The sequence below is a fragment of the Nocardioides astragali genome (assembly GCF_024436375.1).
Taxonomy (GTDB): Bacteria; Actinomycetota; Actinomycetes; order Propionibacteriales; family Nocardioidaceae; genus Nocardioides; species Nocardioides astragali.
The window spans coordinates 85512-100504 of sequence record NZ_JAFMZM010000004.1 but is presented as its reverse complement, the minus strand read 5'-3'; the positions used below and the strand labels follow the sequence as shown (position 1 = coordinate 100504).

Below are 14993 nucleotides of genomic sequence, written 5' to 3'. Positions count from 1 at the left end.
GCTCAGCAGCTCGAGCGCCTCTCCGCCGCCTTGCAGGTGTCGTTGCCGCCGCGTCCGCGGGCGATGTCGAAGCCCCGGCCGCCGTCGAGGCGGTCGGGCTCCTCGGAGCCGGTCATCACGTCGGCGCCGCCGCGGCCGTAGATCATGGCGCGGTAGTCGGGGTCGGCGGTGATGATCTCGGAGTCGTTGCTGCCCTTGAAGATCGAGAGGGCGCGCGTCGGCAGCAGCACGTCGCTGAACCCGGTGATCTTGCCCTCCAGGGTGTAGGGCTGCAGGTCGCGGATCGTCGACTTCTTCTTCTGGTCGATCCGCACGGTGGGCTTGAGGGCCGGGTTGGAGTGGGGCAGCAGACGCAGCTTGTCCTGCCCGCCGTGGCCCTTGGCCACGAAGCCCGACTCGATCGGGATCGGGAACGTGATGGTGTCGACCCCGCTGCCACCGCGGAGGACCTGGTGGTTCTCCGAGGTGGAGGTGAGCGTGTCGCCGCCGCTGCCGCCCACGAGGGTGTCGATGCCGACCGTGCCGCTGAGGGTGTCGTCACCGGCCTCGCCGTAGAGCCGGTCGTTGCCCACCGTGCCCGCGGTGTCGGCGCCGATCGTGTCGTCGCCGCCGCGACCGAAGATCGTGTCGTCACCGCCACGGGCGAAGAGCGCGTCGGCGGAGTTGGTGCCCTTGATGGTGTCGCCCAGCGGCGAGGCGAAGATCCGGATGCCACCGTCGAACCCGGTGACCGTGTCGTTGCCCTCCGCCGCGATGGGGACCGTGGCGGCAGCGCGGAAGTCGACCACGACCGCGGCCGGCGCGTTGGCGTACGAGACGCCGTCGAGCAGCACCCGGGTGCCCTCACCCGCGGGGCGCGCGTCGTAGCCGAGGTCGATCGCGTCGTCGCCGGCGCCGCCGGAGATCGTGTCACCGGTCTTCACGATCCGGCCGAACTTGTCGATCCGCAGCGAGTCGGTCTCGCCCCAGATCCGGTCGTTGCCGTCACCCCCCAGGATCGTGTCCGCGCCGTCGCCGCCGCAGATCACGTCGTTGCCCCCGAGGCCACGGATGCGGTCGTTGCCGCCGCGCGCCACGATCACGTCCCGCCTGGCCGTGCCGTTGATGGCGTTGGCCTTGTCGTTGCCGACGACGGTCGCCTTCAGCCCGGCACAGGTGACGGCCGCCTGCGCGGAGGGCGCAGCAGCGAACGGGGCGGCCAGGGCGGCGGCGGCGAGGAGGGTGGGGACGAGACGCATGTGGACTCCCGAGGTGATGGTCGTTCAGGTGTACCTACCTCGTTCATCGTGTCCCAAACCTGCGCCTAGGTCGACAGCCCTTCGGGCCCCGACTCCAGGAGCACCGTGAACTGGTCCTCGTCGAGCACCCGGACCCCGAGCTGCTGGGCCTTGTCGGCCTTGGACCCGGCGTTGTCACCGACCACGACGTAGTCGGTCTTCTTGGACACCGAGCCCGACGCCTTGCCGCCGCGGCTGATGATCGCCTCCTTCACCGAGTCGCGGGTGTAGTGCAGCAGGGACCCGGTGGCCACGATCGTCAGGCCCTCGAGGGTGCGGGGGACGGACTCGTCGCGCTGGTCGGCCATCGCGACCCCGGCCGCGGCCCAGGAGTCGATGATGGCGTTGTGCCAGTGGGCGGCCTCGCCGTCGAGCCAGTCGCGCACCGAGGCCGCGATCGTGGGTCCGACACCGTCGGCGCCGGCCAGTGTCTCCTCCGACGCCTCGCGGATCGCGGCCATGGAGCCGAACTCGTTGGCCAGGGCGCGGGCAGCGGTCGGGCCGACGTGCCGGATCGACAGCGCGACCAGCACCCGCCACAGCGGCACCTGGGTCTTGCGCTCGTGTAGGTTGGCCAGCAACCGCACGCCGTTGGCGGAGAGCTGTGGGCCCTCCTCCCCTTTCTTGGGCGCCCGGGTGAACAGCGGCGCGGTCAGCAGCGCCGCCTCGTCGAGGTCGAACAGGTCGCCCTCGTTGGTGATCGCGCCCGCCTCGAGCAACGCGACGGCTGCTTCGTAGCCCAGGCCCTCGATGTCGAAGGCGCCGCGACCCGCGACGTGGAACACGCGCTCGCGCACCTGCGCCGGGCACCGCTCGTGGTTGGGGCAGCGCAGGTCCTTGTCGCCCTCCTTCTGCTGCGCGAGCGGCGTCCCGCACGCGGGGCACTCCGTCGGCATCGTCCACGGCTCGAGGCCGTCGGGGCGCAGCGCCAGCACCGGCCCCAGGATCTCGGGGATGACGTCGCCGGCCTTGCGCAGGATGACGGTGTCGCCGGGTCGTACGTCCTTGCGCTTGACCTCGTGGGCGTTGTGCAGCGTGGCGTTCTCGACCGTCGACCCGGCCACCTTGGTGGGCTCCATGACGCCGTAGGGGGTGACCCGGCCGGTGCGGCCGACGTTGACCTCGATCGACTTGAGGAGGGTGTTGACCTCCTCGGGCGGGTACTTGAAGGCGATGGCCCAGCGGGGCGCCCGGCTCGTGGAGCCGAGCCGCCGCTGCAGCGCCACGTCGTCGACCTTCACCACGACACCGTCGATCTCGTAGCCGACGATGGTGTGGCGGTGCTCGCCCACGTGGGTGATGAAGTCCTGGACGTCGGCGAGGGTGGGCACGACCCGGACCTGCTCCGACGTGGGCAGCCCCCACGTCCGCAGCGCGTCGTACGCCGCGCTCTGCGCCGTCGGCTCGAACCCCTCGCGCGCGCCGATGCCGTGGCAGACCATCCCCAGGTCGCGCGTCGCGGTGACCCGGGGGTCCTTCTGCCGCAGTGATCCGGCCGCCGCGTTGCGTGGGTTGGCGAACATCGGCTTGCCCGCATCGACCATCGAGGCGTTGAGCCGCTCGAAGGCGGCGCTGGGCAGGAAGACCTCGCCCCGCACCTCGACCAGGCCCGGCACGGGGTGCTCGTCGGAGCCGGTGAGGCGGTGCGGCACCGACGCGATCGTCTTGACGTTGGGGGTGACGTCCTCACCGGTGCGCCCGTCGCCGCGGGTCAGTGCCCGGACCAGGCGGCCGTCCTCGTAGAGGAGGTTGATGGCGAGGCCGTCGACCTTGAGCTCGCAGAGCAGCGCCGGGGACTCGATGCCCTCGCGCAGGATGCGGGTGTGCCACGCGGCGAGCTCGTCGCTGGTGAAGGCGTTGTCCAGCGACTCCATGCGCTGGAGGTGGTCGACCGCGGTGAACTCGGTCGAGACCGCTCCGCCGACCTTCTGGGTGGGCGAGTCGGGCGTGCGCAGCTCGGGGAACTCGTCCTCGAGCGCCTCCAGCTCGCGCATCCGGACGTCGAAGTCGGCGTCGGACAGTGTCGGGTCGTCGAGCACGTAGTAGCGCCAGCGGGCGTCGTCGACCTGCTCGCTGAGCTCGCGATGGCGCTCGCGCGCTTCAGGAGGGGCGGTGGCGACAGCGGAGGCGGGGCCGGAGTCGAGCTGGGTCTCGTCGGACGTGCTCATGGGCACAGTCTGCCGAACGCCGCCGACACGCACCCACGACCCACGCCGGGGCCCGAGCCGCGCGGCGGTCTGGACCGGATGAAACTCATTTGTTCCATCGGAATAGATCTGCCTAGGGTCCTGTTCAGCGAAACGGAACTGTTTCGTTTCATTCCTCCGATCCATCCCACGAACGTGAGAGCGAGCATGACCCCGACCGAGACCGGCACCCGTCCCCGCGTGGCGGGCGAGCGCGAGAAGGAGATCCTGGAGGCGACCCTCGAGGTGCTCGACCAGGTGGGCTACGACCTGCTGACGATGGATGCGGTCGCCGCTCGCGCCAAGGCGTCCAAGGCGACGCTCTACCGCCGCTGGAAGGGCAAGCCCGAGCTCGTCGTCGCCGCGATCCTGGCGCTCAAGGGCGGGGAGCCGGTCGTCCCCGACACCGGCACCCTCCGCGGCGACCTGCTGGCGGCCTACTGCGGCATCGGCGGGCTCAACGACCCACTCGCCAAGTCAGTCCTCACCGCCGTCGTCACCGCGATGGGACGCGACCCGGAGTTCGCGGAGGTCTACCGGCGCGACTTCATCGCCCCCAAGGTCGCGACCTCCTACGCGATCTACGAGCGAGCCCGCGACCGTGGCGAGGTCCACCCGGACGTCGACCTCACGATCCTTGCTCCGTCCCTCGCCGGGATCGTCCTGCACCGCGCGTTCCTGCTCGGCGAGGCCGTGACCGCGGAGCTGGTGGGCCGCGTGCTCGACGAGGTCATCCTCCCGGCGGCCAAGCACGGCCCGCTGCCTCCCGGTCCGGACCCCACTGTCTGACCCCTCTGCTGGACTTTCACCACCACTCACGAAGGAATTCCATGACCGACACCACGAGCACCACCCCACCGCCGGAGGCGGTGGCCAAGCCACAACGCGAGCTCAACCTCACCTGGGCCCTGGTCCTGATCTCGATCGCCCAGCTGATGGTCGTGCTCGACGCGAGCATCGCCAACATCGCGCTGCCCTACATCCAGACCGACCTGGGCATCAGCGACGCCAACCTGTCGTGGATCGTGACCGGCTACGCCCTCGCCTTCGGCAGCCTCCTGCTCCTCGGCGGGCGCCTCGCCGACCTCTACGGCCGCCGCCGGATCTTCATCGTCGGCCTCGTCGTCTTCGCCGTCGCCTCCCTCCTCGGCGGGCTGGCGACCAACGAGCCGCTGCTCCTCGCGGCCCGCGGACTGCAGGGCCTCGGCGCCGCGCTGGCCTCCCCCGCAGCGCTCGCCCTGATCACCACGACCTTCCCCGCCGGGCCGGCGCGCAACCGGGCGTTCGCGGTCTACGCCGCCATGTCCGGAGCCGGTGCCGCGGTCGGCCTGATCCTCGGTGGCTGGCTCACCGGGACCTCGCCCGAGTTCCTCGGCATGGAGATCGACGGCTGGCGCCTGACCTTCCTCATCAACGTCCCGATCGGCATCGTCGCGGCGCTGCTGGCGCCCCGCTTCCTCAACGAGTCCGAGTCGCACCCCGGTGAGCTGGACCTCCCGGGCGCCGTCACCGGCACCGCCGGTCTGCTCGGCGTCGTCTACGGCCTCTCCCGGGCCGGCAGCGAGGGCTGGTCCGACACCTACACGGTCGCCAGCCTGATCGCCGGCGCCGCACTGCTGCTCGTCTTCGGCGTCGTCGAGAGCCGAGTCGCGCACCCCTTGCTGCCGTTCCGGATCTTCACCAGCCGCACCCGCGCGTCGAGCTTCGTCGCGATGTTCCTGGCGCCCGCCGCGATGTTCGCGATGTTCTTCTTCCTGAGCCAATACATCCAGAACGTCATGGGCTACAGCCCCCTCAAGGCCGGCGTGGCGTTCCTGCCGTTCACCGTGGGCATCGTCGTCGGCGCCGGGATGGCGTCCAACCTCGTCAACCGGATCGACCCGCGCATCATCTCGGGTGTCGGCACCCTGCTGGCGGCAGCCGCGCTGTTCGGGTTCTCGAGGCTGCCCTACGACACCTCGTTCCCGGTCCGCGAGCTGACGGGGACCTATCTCGTCGATCTCTTCCCCTACATCACGTTGATGGCGTTCGGCATGGGACTCACGTTCGTGCCGGTCACCCTGACCGCCGTCCACCACCTCCGGGCCGAGGAGTCGGGCATCGGCTCGGGCGTGCTCAACACGGCCCAGCAGGTCGGCGGGGCGCTCGGGCTCGCCGTGCTGGCGACCGTGGCGACGCAGACCTTCAAGGACCGCGGTGCCGACCTCGCCGGGGCCGCTGCCGCCGCCGGCGGACAGGCGCCCTCTCCCGAGGTGGCGGAGCAGATGCAACGGATCGCCGAGCTGCAGATCTTCACCGAGGGCTCGACGCAGGCCTTCCTGGTGGGCTCGATCCTGATGCTCGCCGCGTCAGTGGTGATCTGGATCTTCCTCGACGTCAAGCACGAGGAGCTCGCGACCGACGGCCCCGAGGGCGTCGTCGCACACTGATCGTCCGCACGACCCGCATGACGAGCGAGGGAGGATCTCCGGTGACGGCGGTCCTCCCTCGTCCGCATCCCAGTACGCCGACGGCCTGGCCATCCGGACTGCGCCGCCGCTCCGAAGGAGACTCGTGACCGATCCGCACCTCACGACGTACGACGCACCGGGCGCCGCTCGGGCGGTGATCCTGGTGCTCCACGGCGGCAAGCCGCGCTCCAGCGAGGCCATCGACGGACGGAGCGCCTCGTGGGGGCGCGCGCTGTGGCTCCAGCGCAGCATCGCGGCGCGGGCTCACGAGGCCGGTGTCGGCGTCTGGCTGGTGCGCTACCTCGAGCGCGGGTGGAACGGCGGCGTCGACCGCGCCGCCGACGCACGGTGGGCGCTCGACACGGTGCGCGCCACCCACGGCGCGGTCCCGGTCGTCCTGCTCGGCCACTCCATGGGCGCTCGCGTGGCGGTGCACGTGGCCGACGACCCGTCCGTGCGCGGGGTGGTCGGGCTCGCGCCCTGGTGGTCGGCCCAGGACCCCGTCTCCACCCTCGCGGGCCGGAGGCTCGTGGCGGCGCACGGTCGTCGCGACCGCATCACGTCGTTCGCGGAGACCGCCCGCTACGTCGAGCGCGCGCGGCCCGTCGCCCGCAGCGCGGAGCTCCACGACATGGGAGCACTCGGCCACTACATGATCACCGGGTCACGCCGCTGGCACGACGTGGCCGCCGATTCGGCGCTCGAGGTGCTGGGCGTCCACGCAGACCCGTGACGCCGGCACGGTCAGAGGTTTCGCGCGACCGTCGCTGACAGGCGTACGGCCTGGGTGGCCCATTCGCGGCCGGCCCCGGCCAGGCCGCAGGACGGGGTGATGACGAGCCGCTCCACCACCTCGGGGTCCAGCCCGAGCATGTCGAGCCACCGCTGCACGCGCTCGGTCACGCGCGCGTCCGACGGCACGCTGGCGGGATCGGTCGAGGGCACCACGCCCAGGGCCGCCGTCCGCCCGGACTCCAGCACCTCGGCGAAGGTGTCGAGGTCGCTCGGACCGAGCATGTCGAGGTCGGCCGAGATCCCGGCAACGCCCGTGCCGGCCACCAGCGACCAAGGGGTCTGCGGAGCGCACGAGTGCACCCACGCCTCTCCGCCGGCGTCCGTGATCGCGGCGACCACCCACTCCAGGTGGGCGGAGGCCTCCGGTGGGTGGACGCGTCGGTGACGTCCGAAGCCGCTGGCGGTGGGCACCTGGCCGGCGACGACCGCGGCCAGCGCCGGCTCGTCGACCTGCACGACCCATCGGTCCACCCCGCGCAGCCGGCGGCGGAGGTCGGCCAGGTGGGTGCCGATCCCCTCCGCCAGCGCCTGGGCCAGCTCACGCCGGGCGCCGTGGTCGCTGAGCACCTTGTCGCCGCGGGGCTTCTCGACGGTGGCGGCCAGCGTCCATGGGCCGGTGACCTGGGTCTTGAAGGCGCCTGCGTAGTCCTGCGCCTGCTCCTCGACCACGTCGAGGTCCTGCGCCAGCAGCGAGCGCGCCCGTCGGTGGTCGACACCGCTGGCGTCGGTCAGCCGCCAGCCGGCCGGCTGCAGGTCGGCGGCCAGCCCGTCGACGACGGCCAGGCCCCGCCCGGTCATGGCGGCGGTGACTCCGCGGCCCGGCAGCTCCGGCACGTGCGGCAGGTCGGGCAGCTCCCCCAGCAGGAGGCGTACGGCCTCGGCGTAGTCGCCGTCTTCGGCACCGGGCATCGACCCGATCGATGTCGCGGTGCTCATGCGGCGTCGCCTGCCTCGGCCAGCAGACGGGCGGCCGCGCCGTCGACGGACCGCGTCGAGGCGCTCACCAGCGCCACGCCGACGCCGTGGTCGCGGTCGATCCCGACGAAGGACCGGAACCCGCCGGTGCCGCCGTTGTGCCAGGTCACGGTGCGGCGCAGCAGCGGGCCGGACAACCACCCTGCACCGATCCGCAGCTTGCCCGTGAACGGAGCGACGGGCTCCAGTGCGTCGGCCCCGGCGACCGTGCCGTCGAGCAACGCCCGGAGCAGGATCGCGAGGTCGGCGGCCGAGGAGCGCACGCCACCGGCAGGGGCGATCCCCTCGCCCGCCCACGCGTCGACCTCCCGGCCGGCGCGGTTGCGTGGAGTGACGGCACCTGACCTGACCTCGTCGGCAGCGGTGGGGACATAGGTGTCAACCAGCCCGAGCGGAGCGGCGATCCGCTTGGCGACCAAGTCGGCGTACGACGACCCGGTGGCCGCGGCGACCGCGTGACCGAGCAGCTGGAAGCCGAGGTTGGAGTAGGCGGGCCTGGCCTTGCCGACCTTCACGTCCTCGAGCTGGGCCAACAGGCCGGCCACGTCCTCCCGGTAGGGGTTGCGGCCGCGGCGCCACAGCTCCCACGACCGGCGCAGCACGTCGGAGCCGCCGAGACGGGGCAGCCCGGAGGTGTGCGTGGCCAACGCGGACAGCCGGATCCCGGCCAACGTGGAGGGGACGTCGAGGTGGTCCTCCAGCACGGCCTCCTCGGCGACCTCGCCGCGATCGACGGAGTCGCGCCACAGCAGCCCGGTGATCCCCTTGCTCACCGACCCGAGCTCGACGTCGGCATGCACGTCGGTCCCCATCGCGTCCACCTCGGCCCCGCCCGGGGTCACCAGCGCGACGACGTACGTCGTGTGCTTGGCCCCCAGCAACGCACCGGCCCGCTCGGCCAGCGCGCTCACCTCAGCGCCTCGACGGAGCGGGTCGCCTCGATGGTGGCCGACCCGACCACCCGGGTGCCGTCGTAGATCACGGCTGCCTGTCCGGGCGCGATGCCCTCGGCGGGGTCGACCAGGTCGATGTCGACCCGGTCCCCGGACACGTGCACGACCGCGCGGTGCTCGGCACCGTGGGCGCGCAGCTGGACGGTCCCCTCAACCCGCTCCGGCACGGTGCCGCACCAGCGCGGCCGGGTGCCGGTGATGTGGTCGACGCTCAGGCGCTCGCGGGGGCCGACGGTCACCGTGCCGCTGACCGGCTCGATGTCGAGGACGAATCGCGGCTTGCCGTCAGCGGCGGGTGTGCCGAGCCGCAGCCCGCGGCGCTGGCCGATCGTGAACCCGTAGGACCCCGTGTGGCTGCCCACGGTCTCGCCCGTGGTCGCGTCCACGATGTCGCCCCCGTGGTTGGGAGCGCGGTCGCCCAGCTTCTCGCGCAGCCAGCCGGCGTTGTCGCCGTCGGCGACGAAGCAGATGTCGTGGGAGTCGGGCTTGTCGGCCACGAGGAGCCCACGCGCCTCGGCCTCGCGGCGCACGGCCGGCTTGTCGGTGTCGCCCAGCGGGAACATCGAGTGCCGCAGCTGCTCCTGGGTGAGCACGCCGAGGACGTAGGACTGGTCCTTCGCGTGGTCGGCGGCACGGTGCATCTCGATCAGTCCGTCGGAGCCGGCCCGCAGCTGCGCGTAGTGGCCGGTGGCGACCGCGTCGAACCCCAGGGCCAGGGCCCGGTCGAGCACCGCGGCGAACTTGATCTTCTCGTTGCAGCGCAGGCAGGGGTTGGGGGTGCGCCCGGCGGCGTACTCGTCCATGAAGTCCTCGACGACGTCCTCGTGGAAGCGGTCGGAGAGATCCCAGACGTAGAACGGGATGCCGATCACGTCGGCGGCGCGGCGCGCGTCGTTGCTGTCCTCGATGGTGCAGCAGCCACGGGCTCCGGACCGGTACGACGCCGGGTTGCGGCTCAGCGCCAGGTGCACGCCGGTGACGTCGTGCCCGGCCTCCGCGGCACGGGCGGCGGCGACGGCCGAGTCCACTCCGCCCGACATGGCGGCGACGACGCGCGCCATCACAGGCCCTTGGCGGCCCGCGCGCGCTCGACGACCGGGCCGATCGCCTCGACGAGCGCGTCGACGTCGGCGGGCGTGGTGGTGTGGCCGAGAGTGAAGCGGAGCGAGTGGCGGGCCTGGTCGTTGTCGCAGCCCATCGCGAGCAGCACGTGCGAGGGTTGCGGCACCCCGGCCGAGCAGGCCGACCCGGTGGAGCACTCGATGCCGCGGGCGTCGAGCAGCATGAGGATCGAGTCGCCCTCGCAGCCGGGGAAGCCGATGTGCGCGTTGCCGGGAAGGCGGCGCGGGCCGGACGGCGCGCCGTGCAGGTGGGCGTCGGGGACGACCTCGATCACCCGGCGCACCAGGTCGTCGCGCAGGTCGGTCAGCCGCGCCGCGTGCTCGTGCTGCGCCTTGACCGAGGCCTCGACCGCGGCGGCGAGGCCGGCGATCGCCGGGATGTCGAGGGTGCCGCTGCGGATGTCGCGCTCCTGCCCGCCGCCGTGGACGAGCGCGCTCACGGGCAGGTCACGGCGTACGACGAGCGCGCCGACGCCGTAGGGGCCACCGACCTTGTGACCGGTGAAGGTCAGCGCGTCGACGCCCGAGGCGGCGAAGTCGACCGGCACCTGCCCGAGCGCCTGCACGGCGTCGGTGTGCACGGGGATCTCGTGCTCGGCCGCCAGGGCCACCACCTCGTCGAGCGGCTGGAGCGAGCCGACCTCGTTGTTGGCCCACATCACCGAGACCAGGGCCACCGAGGACGGGTCCCTGGCGATTGAGTCTCTCAGCGACTCAACGTCCAGGACGCCCTCGGCGGACACGGGGAGCAGCTCGACCTCGGCGTTGTCGTACCTCCCCAGCCAGAGGAGCGGGTCGAGGACGGCGTGGTGCTCGATGGCGGTGGCCAGGATGCGCGTACGACGGGGGTCCTGCTCGCGGCGGGCCCAGAAGATGCCCTTCAGCGCCAGGTTGTCGGACTCGGTGCCACCGGAGGTGAAGACCACGTCGCCGGGGCGGGCACCGATGACACCGGCGATCGTCTCCCGCGACTCCTCGACCACGCGACGCGCGGCCCTCCCGGACGCGTGGAGCGAGCTGGCGTTGCCCACACCCGAGAGATGGCGGGTCATCGCCTCGACCGCGACCGGCAGCATCGGCGTGGTCGCGGCATGGTCGAGGTAGACGATCCGATCGGTCATGACCCGCCAAGCGTACGGGGAAACCCCGCGAGGCCGTTTCGCGTGTCACCACGAGGACCTAGGCTCCGCGCATGCGCGCACCTCGGGCCTGGCTCGCCTGCCTCCTCCTGCTGCCGACTGCCGCCTGCCAGGGCGGTGCGCCCGCTCCGGACGAGCCCAGCCACCCCGGTCTGCCGGAGCGCTCCGGACCGCCCGCGGGCATGGACGAGTCCCTCCGCGACGCCGCGCTCGAGCTCGTGGAGACACGTGAGCAGGCCCTGGTCGACGGTGACCGCGACGCGTTCCTGGCCACCATCGACCCTTCGGCGAAGGAGTTCGCGAGGACGCAGGCCCGGTGGTGGGACAACCTCGCGCGACTGCCCGCCACCGACATGTCCCTCGAGCTCGGCGACGAGGGCGTCATGACGCGGGTCCACGGCGAGGGCGACCTCCAGCTCCCGGTCGACTTCACGATGCGCCTCGACGGCTACGACAAGCACGCCGTGACCCAGCCGCTGATCTACACGTTCGTGGGCGACGAGGAGGAGGTTCGGCTCGCGAGCGACCGCAACCTCCAGAACGACGCGCTCACCGGCTGGCTGCCGGCGCCGTGGGACGTCACCGCCATCACCGTCGAGGAGTCCGACGGCGTGCTCGGTGTCTTCGACGACGAGACGAAGGACGAGGCGGCCGAGCTGCAGGACGCCATCGTCGCGGCCCGCGACGCCATCGAGCCGCTCGTCCCCCCGTGGTCCGGCCGGGTCGTCGCCTACGACATCAGCGACGTCGACGCCATCGACAAGATGAGCTCGATGTCGATCGACCGGACGGCCGGCATCGCGTTCCCGGTCATGGCGCGGCCGGGAGGCAAGAAGGTCGCGGCCCACCGCTTCGCGGTCAATCCCGTCCACACCGACGGCGGGGAGTGGCAGGGCATCCTCTTCCGCCACGAGCTCGTGCACGTCGCGCTCGGGTCCTCCGACAACGGCAGTCCGCGGTGGTTGAGCGAGGGCGTGGCGGACTACGTGGCCTACTCAGCGGTCTACGCCGTGCACCAGCGCCGCCGTGGCCTGGCCCAGCAGCTCGGGTCGATGGCACCGCGGAACCTGCCGACGGGGCGCGACTTCTACCAGGGTCGGTCCCGGCTCAACTACGCGCTCGCCCACCTTGCCTGCGACTACCTCGCCAGCACGCGCGGCGACGACGTGCTGTGGGACCTGATGAACAGCTTCCGTCGCAGGGGCGCCCCGTTCCCCGCCGACGTCGAGGCCCGCGTCCGGGCGGAGCTCGGCATGTCGACGAAGGAGATCGTGGCCGAAGCGCTGGCATGGGCGCGGTCTGCCTGAGTCAGGCCAGCAGCCCCACCCAGTCGTGGCCCGGGTAGAGCCGGCCCACGGCCTCGCGCAGCCAGGCCTGCTGCTCCGCACCGAGCAGCGGCCACGTCATGGCGAGGTCCCGGTCGTCCTTGGGACGGTGCAGCACGGCCTTGTAGAGCAGGGTGATCTCGGGTCGCAAGTACCGGAGCCCGTCCTCGGCCGCCCACGTGACGTCGCCGAGCGGGGCGACGTGGTCGGGGTCGCGCTTGCTCGTCCAGAGGCCGGCGCGGTCGGGCGTGATCGGGAGGTCGATCACCCACGGGTCGGCGGCACTGCGCCGCACCCACACCTGGCTGTGCACGTCGAGCACCTCCGGGTGGCGGTCGTTGAACGGGCGGAGGGTGCCCCCGTGGTTGCTCCACAGGTTCCACTCCTCGCCGACGTGCTCGCGGAAGGCATCGAGGTCGCAGGCCAGGATCGAGAGGTCGATGTCCTCGTGCTCCCGGGGAACCCCGGTGAACGCCTCGATCGACCAGCCGCCGACGATCCACCATGGGCGTGAGAAGCCGGCCATGAAGTCAGCGAGCCCCGCCGGGTCCAGCGGCGCCCAGTCGCCGTACCACCGGAAGAACTCCTCGTCCTCGGCGATCTCGGCGGGCGTCCGGTGCAGCGGCTCCCTTTCGACGCTCATGCCCCGACGCTAGTCCCCGGGCCGGCCGCCCTGCTCTCGCTGACGGATGGCACGCTGACCGCGTGGACGACACGCACTGGGCCCGGCACGGCACCCACGAGCCGGACGGCTACGACTGCCCGTTCTGCGGCATCCAGCACGGCATCCACAACGAGCACAACCAGCCCGAGGACGTGGTCGCCGTCACCGAGCACGCCTACGCCCGCATCTCACCCAAGTGGTGGCCAGGGAATCCCGGAGCCGCGCTGGTGACCGCGCGCGCATCACGAGAACCTGTACGCCATCCCGGCCGACGTCGGCCACGCGGTCTGGGACCTCACGCAGCGCGTGGCCGTGGCCATGCGCGCCGCCTACGCGTGCGAGGGCACCTCGACCCGGCAGCACAACGAGCCGGCGGGCAACCAGGACGTCTGGCACCTGCATGTCCACGTCTTTCCACGCTTCCTGGGCTATCGGCTCTACGAGCAGCACCGTGCGGCTCGCTGGGTCTGCGCCGACGAGCGGGCTCCCTTCGCCGCGAAGCTGGCGGGGGCACTGGGTCTCGGTCGGACGTTCCGATAGGCCACACTCCCCCGCATGGACTTCCAGCAGATGCAGGAGCGCGCTCGCGCGGTCAGGTCGCGCTACGCCGAGGTCGAGGCGTCGACCTACGGCCGTTCGTGGAGCACCGAGGAGATCATGCTCGGCTTCCTCGGCGACGTCGGGGACCTGGCCAAGCTCGTGCAGGGCAAGGCGGGCGTCCGCCCGCGCGACGACCTCGACGAGGCGCTCGCCCACGAGCTCGCCGACTGCCTCTGGAGCGTGCTGACGCTCGCCGACGCCTACGACGTCGACCTGGCCGGGGCCTTCACCAGCGCGATGGACGAGATCGAGGAGGCGCTCGCCGAGGACTGAGTCGACCGAGGTCGAGTCGCCCGTTCCGGGAGGATTACCTGGCGGGCGAGTGGGCAGGATTCCGACCATGACGATGCCTGCCCGTCCCGGACTCCGCCCCCTGCTCGCTGCGCTGCTCGCCGCACTGCTCCTCGCCGGCTGCAGCGGCGGGTCGTCCGATCCTTCGGACGGGGAGGGCGAGCCCACGAACAGAACGTCGGAGTCCACCGACACCGACGATCCAGCTGAGGCCGACGGATCGACGGAGCCTGCGGAGCCCGAGCCGACCGCCGACGGCGCCGCGGTCGAGAACATCAACCCGTGCGAGAGCCTCGCCCCGGAGGAGTGGCGCTCCTTCGTCCCCGCGGCCCAGCGCGTGTCGGTCCGCCTGCACACCGAGCTGACCAGCTCCATCACCCTGCTCGACGCGATCGGTGCGCTCGTCGTGGACGACACCACCAAGTACGGCTGCGTCGTGAGCCATCCCGACAAGGACGGCGGCGAGGTCGACGTCGCGGCGTGGGGCTGGTTCCTCGGGAAGTTCGGGCCCACCGACGTCAACGAGATCCTTGGCTCGGCCGGTGGGACGGCGACCGACCGCGGCTACGCCGCCATCACCACGTCGGACTTCACCACCGTCAACGGCTACGGATACCACGCCAACGAGGAGGTGGGCTTCTGGGTGCTGGTCAAGGACAGCGCGGCCCGCCGCTTCGACGAAGGGAGCGCAGCCCAGCGGAAGAAGACCACCGACCAGCTGCTTGCCGTCCTCGACTCGCTGTCGCTCGAACGCGACGAGCAGCCTCGGGTGCTGCTGCCCGAGGCGTGCCCCCGCCCGGACGACCCCCAGGTCCGGGCAGTGATCGGCCAGGCGACCACGGCACGTGGCTCCGACGACGGGGCGGGCAAGATCCAGTGCCTCTACCGCAACCCCGAGCGTGACCGCCTGCTCCGACTGACCGCCGGCCCGATCCCGCAGGAGCAGGCCGATGCGCTCGTGGCGGACGCCGCCCGGCCGGCGCAGCGTGAGAACCGTTTCCCGGTGGACGAGGGCGACGCCGGAATCGCCATCGTGGTCCCCGCCAGCGGCACGGCCAGCAGCGCGCTCGTCCACTCCGACGAGCTTCTGGCGACCTTTGCCGCCGTCGAGTTCGGGAACCTGGGGGTCAAGGCGCCGAAGGTCCCCCGGCAAGCGGTGATCGACCTGTTGCAGGCGTTCGACGCCACTCTGGTGGCCGCCCGCAGCGGCGACTGAG

14 protein-coding genes are annotated in these 14993 nt (G+C 72.1%); 7 read left to right on the top strand and 7 right to left on the bottom strand.

Translation table 11 applies throughout. The features are described 5' to 3' along the window. Positions 1–2: 2 nt before the first annotated feature. Both J3P44_RS13755 and ligA read right to left on the bottom strand, forming a co-directional pair. On the bottom strand, positions 3–1238 hold the full coding sequence (locus J3P44_RS13755) for a calcium-binding protein (RefSeq protein WP_255891000.1): 1236 nt from the start codon (positions 1236–1238) through the stop codon (positions 3–5). Positions 1239–1303: 65 nt separating this feature from the next. Further along, the gene (gene ligA / locus J3P44_RS13750; protein ID WP_255890999.1) at positions 1304–3445 is read right to left on the bottom strand and encodes an NAD-dependent DNA ligase LigA; all 2142 of its coding nucleotides are present in this window, start codon (positions 3443–3445) and stop codon (positions 1304–1306) included. A gap of 186 nt (positions 3446–3631) precedes the next feature. Here ligA and J3P44_RS13745 point away from each other — a divergent pair, with 186 nt between their 5' ends. The 3 genes from J3P44_RS13745 (at position 3632) to J3P44_RS13735 (ending at position 6646) form a co-directional block, all read left to right on the top strand. After that, positions 3632–4252, top strand: coding sequence for a TetR/AcrR family transcriptional regulator (locus J3P44_RS13745; protein ID WP_255890997.1), 621 nt, complete (start codon positions 3632–3634; stop codon positions 4250–4252). A gap of 41 nt (positions 4253–4293) precedes the next feature. Further along, positions 4294–5892 (top strand): MFS transporter, encoded by a 1599-nt coding sequence (locus J3P44_RS13740; RefSeq protein WP_255890995.1) that lies wholly within the window; start codon positions 4294–4296, stop codon positions 5890–5892. A 124-nt stretch (positions 5893–6016) separates the two neighbouring features. After that, complete coding sequence (locus tag J3P44_RS13735) at positions 6017–6646, top strand: alpha/beta hydrolase (RefSeq protein WP_255890994.1); 630 nt, start codon at positions 6017–6019, stop codon at positions 6644–6646. A gap of 11 nt (positions 6647–6657) precedes the next feature. Here J3P44_RS13735 and J3P44_RS13730 read toward each other — a convergent pair whose 3' ends face one another. The 4 genes from J3P44_RS13730 to J3P44_RS13715 are packed head-to-tail and all read right to left on the bottom strand — an operon-like array spanning position 6658 to position 10878. Then, complete coding sequence (locus tag J3P44_RS13730) at positions 6658–7644, bottom strand: uroporphyrinogen decarboxylase/cobalamine-independent methonine synthase family protein (protein ID WP_255890993.1); 987 nt, start codon at positions 7642–7644, stop codon at positions 6658–6660. Further along, positions 7641–8594, bottom strand: coding sequence for a serine hydrolase domain-containing protein (locus tag J3P44_RS13725; protein WP_255890992.1), 954 nt, complete (start codon positions 8592–8594; stop codon positions 7641–7643). The genes J3P44_RS13730 and J3P44_RS13725 overlap by 4 nt, the downstream gene beginning before the upstream one ends. After that, complete coding sequence (mnmA, locus tag J3P44_RS13720; protein ID WP_255890991.1) at positions 8591–9697, bottom strand: tRNA 2-thiouridine(34) synthase MnmA; 1107 nt, start codon at positions 9695–9697, stop codon at positions 8591–8593. Before mnmA ends, J3P44_RS13725 begins: the two co-directional genes overlap by 4 nt. Continuing rightward, complete coding sequence (locus tag J3P44_RS13715; RefSeq protein WP_255890990.1) at positions 9697–10878, bottom strand: cysteine desulfurase family protein; 1182 nt, start codon at positions 10876–10878, stop codon at positions 9697–9699. The genes mnmA and J3P44_RS13715 overlap by 1 nt, the downstream gene beginning before the upstream one ends. A 71-nt stretch (positions 10879–10949) precedes the next feature. Between J3P44_RS13715 and J3P44_RS13710 the strand changes: the two genes are divergently transcribed. Continuing rightward, positions 10950–12203, top strand: a complete 1254-nt coding sequence (locus J3P44_RS13710; protein ID WP_255890989.1) for a basic secretory family protein — start codon at positions 10950–10952, stop codon at positions 12201–12203. Between the two features lies 1 nt (position 12204). On the opposite strand, the gene J3P44_RS13705 is transcribed toward J3P44_RS13710, so the two are convergent. Further along, complete coding sequence (locus J3P44_RS13705) at positions 12205–12864, bottom strand: nucleotidyltransferase domain-containing protein (RefSeq protein WP_255890988.1); 660 nt, start codon at positions 12862–12864, stop codon at positions 12205–12207. Between the two features lie 273 nt (positions 12865–13137). On the opposite strand from J3P44_RS13705, the gene J3P44_RS13700 reads away from it, so the two are divergent. The 3 genes from J3P44_RS13700 (at position 13138) to J3P44_RS13690 (ending at position 14992) form a co-directional block, all read left to right on the top strand. Further along, the gene (locus tag J3P44_RS13700) at positions 13138–13425 is read left to right on the top strand and encodes an HIT family protein (RefSeq protein ID WP_305122494.1); all 288 of its coding nucleotides are present in this window, start codon (positions 13138–13140) and stop codon (positions 13423–13425) included. Between the two features lie 15 nt (positions 13426–13440). Beyond that, entirely contained in the window at positions 13441–13758 is a 318-nt protein-coding gene (locus tag J3P44_RS13695; protein WP_255890987.1) for a MazG nucleotide pyrophosphohydrolase domain-containing protein, read from the top strand. Positions 13759–13825: 67 nt separating this feature from the next. Next, complete coding sequence (locus J3P44_RS13690; RefSeq protein ID WP_255890986.1) at positions 13826–14992, top strand: hypothetical protein; 1167 nt, start codon at positions 13826–13828, stop codon at positions 14990–14992. The last annotated feature ends 1 nt before the right edge of the window (position 14993 follow it).